At 69.5% G+C, this 11576-nt stretch carries 9 protein-coding genes; 1 reads left to right on the forward strand and 8 read right to left on the reverse strand.

Going from position 1 to position 11576, the window contains the following annotated elements; all coding sequences use genetic code 11:
- Positions 1-35 precede the first annotated feature (35 nt).
- From LO772_RS30915 to LO772_RS30940, 6 genes are all read right to left on the reverse strand, one after another.
- Complete coding sequence (locus tag LO772_RS30915) at positions 36-893, reverse strand: ATP-binding cassette domain-containing protein (RefSeq protein ID WP_231775324.1); 858 nt, start codon at positions 891-893, stop codon at positions 36-38.
- 2 nt (positions 894-895) lie between these two features.
- Positions 896-2746, reverse strand: coding sequence for a dipeptide/oligopeptide/nickel ABC transporter permease/ATP-binding protein (locus LO772_RS30920; protein ID WP_231775325.1), 1851 nt, complete (start codon positions 2744-2746; stop codon positions 896-898).
- Complete coding sequence (locus LO772_RS30925) at positions 2743-3684, reverse strand: ABC transporter permease (RefSeq protein WP_231775326.1); 942 nt, start codon at positions 3682-3684, stop codon at positions 2743-2745. Before LO772_RS30925 ends, LO772_RS30920 begins: the two co-directional genes overlap by 4 nt.
- Positions 3685-3715: 31 nt before the next feature.
- Entirely contained in the window at positions 3716-5260 is a 1545-nt protein-coding gene (locus LO772_RS30930; protein ID WP_231775327.1) for an ABC transporter substrate-binding protein, read from the reverse strand.
- 254 nt (positions 5261-5514) lie between these two features.
- Entirely contained in the window at positions 5515-6963 is a 1449-nt protein-coding gene (locus LO772_RS30935) for a hypothetical protein (RefSeq protein ID WP_231775328.1), read from the reverse strand.
- A gap of 152 nt (positions 6964-7115) precedes the next feature.
- Positions 7116-7952, reverse strand: a complete 837-nt coding sequence (locus LO772_RS30940) for a sugar phosphate isomerase/epimerase family protein (RefSeq protein WP_231775329.1) — start codon at positions 7950-7952, stop codon at positions 7116-7118.
- Positions 7953-8221: 269 nt separating this feature from the next.
- Between LO772_RS30940 and LO772_RS35990 the strand changes: the two genes are divergently transcribed.
- Complete coding sequence (locus LO772_RS35990) at positions 8222-8974, forward strand: sugar phosphate isomerase/epimerase family protein (RefSeq protein ID WP_269453120.1); 753 nt, start codon at positions 8222-8224, stop codon at positions 8972-8974.
- A gap of 194 nt (positions 8975-9168) precedes the next feature.
- Here LO772_RS35990 and LO772_RS30950 read toward each other — a convergent pair whose 3' ends face one another.
- Entirely contained in the window at positions 9169-10218 is a 1050-nt protein-coding gene (locus tag LO772_RS30950; RefSeq protein ID WP_231775330.1) for a LacI family DNA-binding transcriptional regulator, read from the reverse strand.
- Between the two features lie 85 nt (positions 10219-10303).
- Entirely contained in the window at positions 10304-11299 is a 996-nt protein-coding gene (locus tag LO772_RS30955; RefSeq protein ID WP_231775331.1) for a hydroxyacid dehydrogenase, read from the reverse strand.
- Positions 11300-11576 lie beyond the last annotated feature (277 nt).

The following is an 11576-nucleotide window of genomic DNA, read 5'->3' on the forward strand; positions in this document are numbered from 1 at the left end:
GCGGCTCCCTTCCGCCTGTTTCACCGCCGGTGTCGTCAGTTTTGACCGACACCGGCATCCTGAGTAGCGAGTGCCGCGAGGCGGCGGCGTTCGGAGCGGCGCTTCTGCTGTTCGATCGGGTCGGTCACGGGGGAGGCGAGCATGAGCTTGCGGGTGTACGCGTGTTGGGGGGACGTGGTGACGGCGTCGGCCGAACCGGTTTCCACGCAGTCGCCGCGATACAGCACGGTGACGCGGTGGCTGACGTAGCGGACGACCGAGAGGTCGTGGGTGACGAACAAGTAGGCGACGCCGGTGCGGCGTTGGATGTCGAGGAACAGGTCGAGGACGCGGGCCTGGGTGGACAGGTCGAGAGCTGAGACGGGTTCGTCGCAGACGATCAGGCGCGGTTCGGGGGCCAACGCGCGGGCGATGGCGACGCGTTGGCGCTGGCCGCCGCTGAATTCGCGGGGGAGGCGTTCGGAGGCGTCCCCGGGCAGGCCGACCTGGTCGAGGAGGATGCGGACGCGCTGTCGGGCGTGCTTGGTGGTGGCGCCTTGGACGACGAGGGGTTCGCTGAGGATGTCGCCGATGGTGAGCGACGGGTTGAGGGAGGTGTAGGGATCCTGGAAGACGACCTGGATGTCGCGGGCGAGGACGCGGCGTTGTTTGGGCGTGGCGTGGGTGATGTCGCGGCCGTCGAAGCGGATCGTCCCGCCGCTGGGTTTGACCAGGCCGAGGACGGCGCGTCCGATGGTGGTCTTGCCGGAGCCGGATTCGCCGACGAGGCCGAGGGTTTCGCCCTTGCCGACGGTCAGGGACACGCCGTGCAGCACCTCGGTGGGACGGGCGCGGAAGCCGCGGCCGGGAAAGACGACGCGCAGGTCGCGCACATCGAGCAGGAAAGTCGTCATCGTCAGGCCTTCCTGCTGAACTCGCGCGCACCGCAATCGTGGTCGCCGCGCACGCTGCTGTCGTCGAGGATGGAGTCGAGGAGCATGCGGGTGTAGTTGTGCTGCGGGTCGCGGAGGATGTTCAGCACGTCGCCTGTCTCGACGATCTGCCCTTGGCTCATCACGGCGATGCGGTCGCAGATGTCGGCGACGACGCCGAAGTTGTGGGTCACCAGCAGGATCGCCATGTTGAGCTCTTCCTGCAATTCGCGCAGCAGATCGAGGATCTCCGCCTGAACGGTGACGTCGAGGGCAGTGGTCGGCTCGTCGGCGATCAGGAGTTTGGGGCGGCAGGCGACGGCGCCGGCGATGAGGACGCGCTGGGCCATGCCGCCGGATATCTGGTGCGGGTAGGAGGCGAAGGTGCGCTCGGGGTCGGCGATTCCGACCCGTTCGAGCAGAGCGAGGATGTGCGCGCGTGCGTCGCGGCGGGTGATGTCCTTGGTCGCGCGGAGGCCTTCGACGAGCTGCGATCCGACGGTGAACGCCGGGTCGAGGTTGGACATAGGCTCCTGCGGCACGTAGGCGATGACTTTGCCGCGCAGGCCGCGCAGTTCGCGCTCACCCAGGCCGAGGAGCTCTTGTCCGTCCAGCTTGATCGAGCCATGAGTGACAACTGCTTCCGTGGGTAGTACGCCCAGGGTGGCGAAGGCGGTCTGCGTCTTGCCCGAGCCGGACTCCCCGACGATGCCGAGGACTTCACCGGCGTCGACGCTGAACGTCACCCCGCTGACGACCTCGCGCAATTCGCCCGAGGGGATCGGGTAGGCGATGGCGAGATCCTCGATGGTGAGCAGCCCCGAGACCGGCTCCGCCGCTTCCGCACCGGCCGGGGGCGGCGCGGAAGCCGCTGTCCTGCTCGACTCGGCCCCCTGGCCCGGCCCGGATTTCTTGTCGGCTTTGGCCCTCGTGTTCGTGCTCGGCTTGCGCTGGGCGCCTTCAAGGGTGTCACGGAGCGAGTTGCCGAACAGCACGAGGAAGGCGTTGATCAGGCCCAGCAGCAGGCTCGGCCAAAGGAATTGCAGGGGTTCGTTGTAGAGGTTGTGAAACCCTTCGGAGATCATCGAGCCGAAGCTCGCGGTGTCGGAGGACCCGAGGCCGAGGAACGCCAAGCCGGCCTGGAGGGAGATGGCGGAGCCGATGAGGAACGCGGTGGCGATGATGACCGGCCCGCGTACGACGAACAGCACATGGCGGCCGAGGATGCGCAGGTTCGACAGGCCCGAGACGCGTGCCGCGTCGACGAACAACTCGTTCTTGACGCCGACGACCTGGTTGCGGACCAGGCGGTAGATCCCGGGCGACATCAGCACGCCGAAGATCGCCATCGTCGCGCGGTAGTCGCCCTTGGTGACCGGCATGAGCACGATGAGCAGCAGCAGGCCCGGGAACGTCATCAAGAGGTTGAACAGCCACTCGGTGGCGACGCGGACTCGGGTGCCGAAGTAGCCGCCGACCAGGCCCGCGGTGACGCCGATCGCCAGCGCGATGCTCGTGGCGATGAGGGCGGAGATCAGGCTGGTGTTGATCGAGTTGAGCAGCCGGGCGTAGATGTCGCGTCCGCTGCTGTCACCGCCGAGCAGGTAGCCGGGCGTGCCGGGTCCCGCGTCGATGTGGTCCAGTGACGCGTCGTTGGGACCGTGGCTGGTGAGCAGCGGGGTCAGCAGACCCGCGGCGAAAATGACCACCAGCAGAACGGCGGAGACGACCGCCTGCGGGTCCCGCAGGAGCCTCGCGAACGTCGGTTTGCGGCGCTGCGGCTCGGCCGCGGCAAGTGAAGCCGGCGGCTCGGCCGCGAGGGGTGCCGTGCTCAATGGATCCTCGCCTTCGGGTTGAGCCAGCCGTTGAGGAGGTCGACGATCAGGTTGACGCCGACCACGAGCAGCACCGCGAAGAGCGTGACGCCCATGATCACGGGGATGTCGCCTTGCAGGGACGAGTCGAACGCGTAGCTGCCGAACCCGGGGAGCGCGAAGACCTTCTCGATGACCAGCGCGCCGCCGAACATCGCGATGAACTCCATCGACAGGACCGTCAGCGCCGGCCCCGCGGCGTTGCGCAGCGCGTGCCGCAGCACGATGGACCGCGTCGGGATGCCCCGCGTGCGCAAGGTGCGCACGTAATCCTTTCGCAGCTCGTCGATCATTCGCCCGCGGACCTGCGACGTGAGGCTCGCCATGCCGTGCAGCGACAGGGCGATGACGGGGATCATGATGGACGCGAGCCACTGACCGGGATTGTCCGCCAGGGGTGTGTAGCCCGTCGCGGGCAGGATGTCCGTCTTGATGGCCAGCACGTACACCAGGACGATCGCGGTCAGCAGGCTCGGGATCAGGAAGCCGACGAGCGAAGCGCCTTGCGCGACGCGGTCGATCACACCGCCGCGCCAGGCCGCCAGGACCCCGAGCGCCACGCTGGCCAGGGCGGTGCACAAGAGCGCGGCGGTGATGACGGACAGCGTGACGCTCAGGCGCGACGACACCGCGTCGCCGACCGGTTCGCTGGTGAAGAGGGAGACCCCGAAATCACCTTGGACCGCGTGCGACAGCCAATCGAAGTACTGGACCAACACCGGGCGGTCCAGTCCGAGTTCGGCCTTCATGGCGTCGACCGCCTCAGGGGTGGCCGAGGTGCCAAGCCGACTGGCGGCCACGCTGTCGAAGGACGTGCTCAACAACAGGAACGTGATCAGCGTGACCAGGACCGTGAGGAGCAGAGCTCCCCCCAGCCTGCGGAGCACATAAAGGATCATGGGGTTTCCTTCTCGCCGGTGCCGACGTGGATTAGTTCGAAACGCCGAAGGCCCGGATGGTGCTGAATGTCGACGATCCGTCACCGAGGTAGGTGATGCCCTTCTTGGTCACCCAGGAGGTCCCGACGTAGAAGACCGGGGCGTACCACGCGTTCTTCGTGCCGTAGGCGTTGACCTGCTTGAACGCTTCGGCCGCCGTCGCCGGGTCCTGCTCGGCCGACGCCTTTTGCAGGAGCCCGGAGATCTCGGTGTTCTGCGTGTGGAACGGGTTGCGGTAGCCCTCGGGAGAAAAGTAGTTCTTGAAGTCCTTCGCGACCGCGCCCAGCCCGTCCGCGGTGAAGTACATCGCGTACTTGCCGGAGGTCAGCGCGATGGTGTTGTTCTGCGCGGGCACCGGCTCCCACGTGACGTTGATGCCGATGTCCTTCAGTGCCTGCGCGATGGTCGGCTCGAACGGCTTGCTGAAGAACAGGCTTGGCATCGTCACAGAGAACCCGTCGGGGTAGCCGGCCTCGGCCAGCAGCCTCTTCGCCGCTGCCGGGTCGTACGGGTATGTCGTGTCCAGCGCCGGGTCGTGCGAGGGGCTCTTGGGGTTGACGATCTGCTCCGTCGGTTGGCCGACGCCCCGCAGGAACTGGGTGGCCATCTTCTGCCGGTCGAACGCCATATTGATCGCCTGGCGCACCCGCAGGTCGCCAAGCGGCTTGACCACGGTGCCGTCCCGGTCGGCCAGGACGAGAGTGCCGACCGAAGTGGCCGGGACGACCGTGACGCCGAATCCGGCGCTCTTGACCTGGTCGACCTGCGTCGACTCGACGGTGCCCGCGTTGAGCTGGCCCGCCTGCAGCGCGTTGACCGCCGCCGTGCGGTCGCCCATCACCTTGACCTCGACGGTGTCGAACGGGTAGGCGGCGGCGTTCCAGTAGTCCTTGCGCTTCTTGAGCACGTAGGTCGAGCCGTTGACCGTGGACTTGTCCAGGACGTACGGTCCCGAACCGATCGGGTTCAGGGCCGCACTCGGGTCCTTCATCGTCGCCGGGTCGGCGACCGCGCCGGCACCCATCGTCAGCGACGGCAGCAGCGACGCGTCCGGGTGCTTGAGCTTGAGCACGATGGTGGTCTCGTCGGGAGCCTCGATGGTCTCGATGGAGCCGAGGGCGTTCTGCTGGGTCCCCGGCGTCGCCCGGACATGGTCCAGGCTCGCCTTCACGACGCCCGCGTTCACCACGTGGCTGTTGCTGAACTTCATGCCCGTGCGCAGCTTCAGCGCCAGCGTGCGCCCGTCCTCGGAGTACGACCAGCTCTCCGCCGCGTTCGGCTGTATCTGCCCCTTGTTGTCGGCGTACAGCAGCGTGTCGTACACCGAGCCCCACACATACGCCTGTTGCCCGTCCGCGAGCTGGGTCACGTCGAACGAGTTCGGGGTACCCAGCACGGCCAGGGACAGCATGTCGGTGCCGGCGGCGGAGTTGTCGGTCGAACCGCCGCACCCCGCCGTCACCAGCAGGACGCAGGAGGTGAGGACCGCGACCGGGGTGTACCGGCGGATACGGCGGGATCGTGACAGCGTGGGCATGGATTGAGTCCTTTGGTCGGAGGAGCGTTCGGCGAGCAGAGGTGTCCCGGGTGTGCCTTGTGGTCGGCGATGCCCGGACGTGCCTTGCCTACGGCCTCGTCCCGACGCGCGAGGGCGTTGCCGGGCCGTGCCAGGCTGTGGATGGGGAGGATCCACGTCGCGCGATGCGGATCGGACGGCCGGGTGGTCGGCGTCCCACAGGCCGATGGGGATGTCTGCGGGTCGGACGGCTGCCTGCGCCGGGAGGTCGGCGGTTATGCGATCGGGAGGAGGGCGCGCTGGAGTCCGAGCAGGTCACGGCCCGGCCCCAGGTCTGTTCCGAACGCGAGCCGTTCGCTCTCCAGGTCACCTTCGAAGTCGATGCCTGCGCCGCGGAGGCGGGATCCCGGTTTGGACACGCCGGTGATTCCCGCGGTGAGTGAGCGCGGGGCGGTGTCGGTGATGTCCATGCACAGGGTCTCGTCGGTGGTGACGTGGATGCCCCAGTGCACGGTCCGCGCGCCGAAGAATGGCCCCGCGTCGAGTGCGCCGCCCGGCACGGCGTTCGTGTTCGCGACCGTGATGTCGGTGCGCAGGTTTTCGAACGGCATGGCCCGGTGCGAGTCGAAGGTGCCGGTGCGCAGGGTGCCGCGCCGCCACACGTTGCCGCTCGACAACCATTCGACGTTGATGCCGTGCAGGTACGAGCCGGGCACCGCGGGAACGGTGAACTCCTCCAGTTCGAAGTCCTGGACGAGGTTGTCGTGCGAGGCCGCGCGGGTGACCGTGAAGTGGTGCAGCGACCGCCCGCCCGCGGAGATCCCCGTCAGGGTGCAGGACTTCGCGGCCGTCATGGAGAACGCGACGTCCGCGTTGAGGACGTGGATGTCGGTGGCCCAACAGTCGTGCACGGCGTGGAAGCACACCCCGTTGGAGCCGGGGTTGATGTTGTGGGTGGTCTGGGTCAGCAGCGTGTTCTCGATGGTCAGGTCCTCCACGCCGCTGTCGTGGACGGTCGGCCCCAGGGAGCGCAGGCGCGCGGGAGTCTCGGGGTGGAGGGAGACGCGCAGCGGCTGCTCGATGCGGACGGTCCGCGCCGACAGCACCTCGGTGACCACGACCGGCCATGTCCAGGTGGTCCCGTTGAGCCTGGGCGCGCGGGTGGCCCAGTCGTACGTCCGCGCGCCCGCCACGTCGCCGGCCATCTCGCGCAGCAGCCGGTTGTCGGGGCCCGGCGGGTCGGAGACCTCCAGTAGGACCATCTCTCCGGGAGTGATGGGGCCGGTGTCGTCGACGATGAGGACATCGGTGCCGCGTGCGGCGGGAGCAAGGCGGGTGAGTTCCGGGCCGGCGAGCCAACACTCGTTTGTGCCCCAGTCCCAGTTCTCGGCGGCCGAGGCGGCGAGGCGTTCGCGTGAGGTGAAGTAGATCTGCCCGCCGGTCCACGACCAGTTGGTGTTCGCATGGATGCTGTCGCGCAGGGGACGGGTGAAGAACAAGGTCGTGGAGGCCTTGCCCGCCCCGCGCAGGACGACGCCTGACCCGTGGATGAACAGCGGATCATCCAACACGTAGCGCCCGGCGTCCAGTTCCAGGACACCGCCCTGGGCTGCCGCGAGGTCGTCGAGTGCGGCCTGAAGTTTTCCGCTGACGTCGTCCTGCCGCCCGGGGTGGATACCGAGGGCGCGCGCCTGCACGACGCTGCCCGTGGCCCGGGGTTCCACCGCGCCCCTTCGGTACCCGGCACGGCGCCAGTCACCGAGGAGCGGGTGCGTCGACGGTGATCTCCGCCACGAATCGAGAACCCTCGCCGCCGGGCCTGACAAGGCGGTGAGGCCGGACGCGGCGCCAGCGGTTCCGGCTCTGGTGTCGTGCGTCATGGCGTTGCTCCTCCGGTAACGGCGACGTGCTGCGCGTAACGGCTCTTGATCAGTTCCACGGTCTCGTCGCCGGGCCTGGCCCACAGGTCGGCGTTGAAGATCTCGACTTCGGTGTCGCCGCGGTATCCGGCGGCGTCGACCGCCGCACCCAGGCGCGGGAAGTCGATGTGGCCGTCCCCCATGACGCCGCGCGCGAGCAGGGTGTCTGGCGGGAGCGGGGTGATCCAGTCACACACCTGGTAGCCGGCGATCCGCCCGGCGGCCCGAGCGATCTGCACCTCCACGTCCGGGTCCCACCACACGTGGAAGGTGTCGACGACAACGCCGACAACGCACGGATCGAACTGCTCGGCCAGATCGAGTGCCTGACCGAGGGTGGACAGCACCCCGCGGTCGGCGCAGTAGACCGGGTTCATCGGCTCCAGCGCCAGGCGAACGCCGGACTTCTGTGCGTAGGGAGCGAGTTCGTTGAGCGCCTCGGCCACCCGGAGGCGCGCTCCGGGCAGGTCGCGCGAGCCGTGGGGCAGGCCACCGACGACCAGGACGAGGCACGCGGCGTCCAGGGCGGCGGCCTCGTCGATCGCCCGCCGGTTGTCGTCGAGGGCTTGGACGCGAGCGGGGCCGTCGGGGGCGGTGAAGAACCCGCCGCGGCACAGCGACGACACCCGCAATCCGGCATCGCGGATGAGCTTCGCCCCCCGCGTGACACCCGTGTCGTGCAGCGGTTCACGCCAGATACCGATCGCCGTGATGCCGGCGCGGACGCACCCGTCCACGGCCTCGGCGAGCGACCATCGGTCGACGGTCTTCTGGTTCAGCGACAGTCGGTGCACCGGTGCGTTCCTTCCCTCTCCATGTTCCGGCACGCAGACGGCCGAACGCCCTGTCAGGCCTCTCGGCCACCGTTCCGTACCCGCGTGCGGTTTTGTGGCCGCCGGTCCGAGTGTTTTTGCCGACAACTCAGGAAAGCGCTTTCCAAGGAAAGGTAGGCTGTGCATCGGCCTTTCGGCAATACCCAGCGAGGGGCGAGTCCGCAAAATGTCCGAGCGTTTGCGTACCCTTTTCGAGGTTATCGGCAAGCGCTTTCCCCAGGAGGTTCACCGTGACTGTTCCGTCACCAGCGGCCCATGTCGGTCTGTGCTCGGTCACGTACCGGGCGCTGTCCGCGGAGGAACTCGTCGACCTGGCCGCCGAAGCGGGGCTCGGCGTTATCGAGTGGGGAGCCGACGTCCACGTGCCGCCCGGGGACACCGAGGCGACGCGGCGGGCCCGGGAGAGCACGCACACGGCCGGGCTGGCGACGTGCTCGTACGGCTCCTACTGGTGTGCGGGGCGGGACAGTTCCGAGTCGTTCGCGACGGTGGCCGCCACCGCCCAAGGGTTGGGCGCGCGGCGGGTACGGGTGTGGGCGGGGACCCAGGGATCGGCGACCGCGCGGGACCGCGCGTCCGTGGCCCGCGCGCTACGCGAGGCGGGAGACATCGCCGCCGCCCACGGGCTGCAGGTGGCAACGGAGTTCCACGGCGGAACACTGACCGACACCGCCGCGTCGACGCTGCGGCTGCTGGACGAGGTCGGCCACGGCGCGGTGTCCACGTACTGGCAACCACCCCTGGACGAGCCGGACGACGTCGCTCTCGCGGGGCTGCGGGACCTGCGCGACCGCGTCGCCGCCGTGCATGTGTTCTCCTGGTCGCCGCTGATGGACCGGTTGCCGCTCACCGGCCGCGAAGCGCTGTGGCGCGGAGCCCTGGAACTGCTGCTCCCGGTCGACCTGCTCCTGGAATTCGTCCCGGGCGACGACCCGGCCGTGCTCGGGCAGGAGGCCGCGACCCTGCGGTCCTGGCTCCCGTAAAGGGACGCGGCACTCCTCATGGGCGACTTCGGGGCCGAAGCACATAGTGGGCGCCGACCACCGGGTCGTGAGCGGTCAGGACGCTGAGCTGCGGCGGGTTGTCGGTGCCGCGCGCCACGGGCATCTCCGCCGTCGTGGCGCTGTCGCCATGCCCACAGGCCGCACCGGCAACCCCGAGGGCCGGGTGGTGCGCCCTATCGGGCCGGGGTGCTGGCGCGGAGGACGACCTCCCCGCGGATGCGCCGCAACCTGGAAGCGGTCTCCGGTCGTGCGGTCAACACCAGGTCCATGGCGATCTCGCCCATGCGCTCCAGAGGCAGCCGTACCGTCGTCAGGCCGGGCGTGACGTCCCGCAGGGTGGTGATGTCGTCGAAGCCGGCGATGGCCATGTCGCCGGGCAGGTCCACTCCCAGGTGACGGCAGGCGGCCATGGCGCCGACGGCCATGACGTCGTTGACCGCGAAGACGCAGTCGGGGCGCGCCCCGCGGCGGGCGAGCAGCTCGGTCATCGCCTCGTAGCCGCCGTCGCGGGTGAACGCGCCGTGCAGCACCGCGCCTTGCGGGATACGGCCCTTGCCCGCAACCAGGCCATCCCGGAAGCCCTGAAGGCGGTCTCGGGCGGTGAGGACGTCGGCGGGCCCGGCCAGCACCGCGAAACGCCGGTACCCGAGTTGGGTGAGTTCCTCGGCGAGAAGGCGGGCGCCCGCGCGGTTCTCCACCACCACCGTGTCCACGGGAAGCGCCCGCTGGCTGATCGCCACGACATGGCCCCCGGAAGCGGTGAACGCCGCCGCCTCGCGGCGCAGCGCCTCGGTGGCCTCCTTGTCCGTGGTACGGCTGCCGACCAGGATCGCCGCCCGCCCGCGCTGACCGCGCAGCGCGGCCAGATGCTCCAGCTCGCTCTCCGCCCGCCGCCGCGTGCTCGCCAACGTCACGAGCAGCCGGTGCTCGTCGGCGATCCGCATCACGCCTGCGGCGATCGAGGAGAAGTAGGGATCGGCGATGTCGTGCACGAGCAGGCCCACGACGTTGCCGCGGCCGCGCACCATCGCCTGCGCCGACGCGTTGGGCGCGTAGTTCAGTTCCCGCGCGGCGTCCAGCACGCGGCGCCGCAGGTCTTCGCCTACCTGGCGGGTGCTGCCGTTCAGCGCCCGCGACGCCGTCGCCAGGGATACTCCGGCCGCCGCGGCAACGTCCGCCAACGTCGCTTGTGCGTTCTGCGCGGTCTGCGCGGTCTGCTCCATATGCCGATCGTCTCACCTCGGGACGGCGCGCCCGGCATCGGGGCCGAACGCAGGAAAGCGCATTCCTCAGCTTAGCGGCTCAGCGTCACGCGATCCGGTCGAGGTCGGCCCGTCGCACCGGGTGGGCGGGCGGCAGCCCCGCCGCCAGGCGGGCCGCCTCCTCGACGACCGCCAGGCCGAGGCGCGCGAGCTCGTTGCCGGCGGAACCGGAGATGTGCGGGGTCACGAACACGTTGGGCAGCCCGTGCAGCACCGAGTCGGCCGACAGCGGTTCGGGTTCGGTCACGTCCAGCACGGCGCGCAGGCGGCCCGCGACGAGTTCGTCGGTCAGCGCGTCGGGGTCGACGAGTGCGCCTCGTGCGGTGTTGATCACCACGCCTCCGTCGCGGATCAGCCCAAGTCGGCGCCGGTCCAGCATGCGGTGCGTCGACGGCAGGTTGGGCGCGTGCACGGTCACCACATCGCTGGTGCTCAGCAGTTCGTCCAGGTTCATCGGTTCGACGCCGAGTGCCGCGGCGTCCTCCGGCGTGACGTACGGGTCGTACAGGGCCACTGTGAAGTCGAACGGGCGCAGTAGCTCCAACACCCGCCGGCCCACCCGGGAAGCCCCGATCACTCCCACACGTCGGCCCATGTTGCCCTCGTCGGCCAGCTCCAAAAGGCCGACGACCGGACCGGTGCGGTACCGCTCCCGCAGGCCGAACGCGTCCTTGCCGGAGAACAGGATCGCCGCGAGCGTGAACTCCGCCACCGGAACCGCGTTCGCCTCCACCGCACTGGACACCACGATGCCGCGCTCCCAGCACGCGTCCGTCACGATCCCCCGCACACTCCCCGCCGCGTGCAGCACCGCCCGCAGCCGCGGCATCGCCGCCAACGCCTTCTCGTCCAGCCTCGGGCACCCCCAGCCGGTGATCAGGAACTCCGCCTCCGCGAGTCGTGGCGTCGCGGCCGGATCTGCGAAATCCAGCACCGCCCGGTCCGGGTCGACACGCACCACCTCTCGCAGCCGCTCCAGCACACGCGCCGGGAACAGCGACGGCACGAACGACGGGGCGAGCGCGAACAACGCGACCGGCATGGATGCTCCTGGGTGGGACGTCATCGGACGGGGAGAACGGGGGGAACCACAGCGGACGGAACCGGCCGCGGGATCGGTTCGCGGATCCGGAGCCCGGCCGCACAGCGGCCGGAATCTGTGTACCACGCGGCAGTGGACAGCGCTTACCGACTGGGCGCACCGTTGCCATTGAGACGGGGTCCCGTGACGGATCTCGGTTATGTGGGGTCGCACGCGTGCAGGGATGCAAGTGAGGACAACCACGACCGATGTCTTGACTCCACGGCGAACGGCATCC

Source organism: Yinghuangia sp. ASG 101 (assembly GCF_021165735.1).
Classification (GTDB): Bacteria; Actinomycetota; Actinomycetes; order Streptomycetales; family Streptomycetaceae; genus Yinghuangia.

Bases quoted from the DNA above. Each gene is read 5' to 3' on its own strand.
- LO772_RS30915 (WP_231775324.1), bottom strand. From the start codon at position 893: ATGACGACTTTCCTGCTCGATGTGCGCGACCTGCGCGTCGTCTTTCCC.
- LO772_RS30925 (WP_231775326.1), bottom strand. From the start codon at position 3,684: ATGATCCTTTATGTGCTCCGCAGGCTGGGGGGAGCTCTGCTCCTCACG.
- LO772_RS30930 (WP_231775327.1), bottom strand. From the start codon at position 5,260: ATGCCCACGCTGTCACGATCCCGCCGTATCCGCCGGTACACCCCGGTC.
- LO772_RS30950 (WP_231775330.1), bottom strand. From the start codon at position 10,218: ATGGAGCAGACCGCGCAGACCGCGCAGAACGCACAAGCGACGTTGGCG.
- LO772_RS30955 (WP_231775331.1), bottom strand. From the start codon at position 11,299: ATGCCGGTCGCGTTGTTCGCGCTCGCCCCGTCGTTCGTGCCGTCGCTG.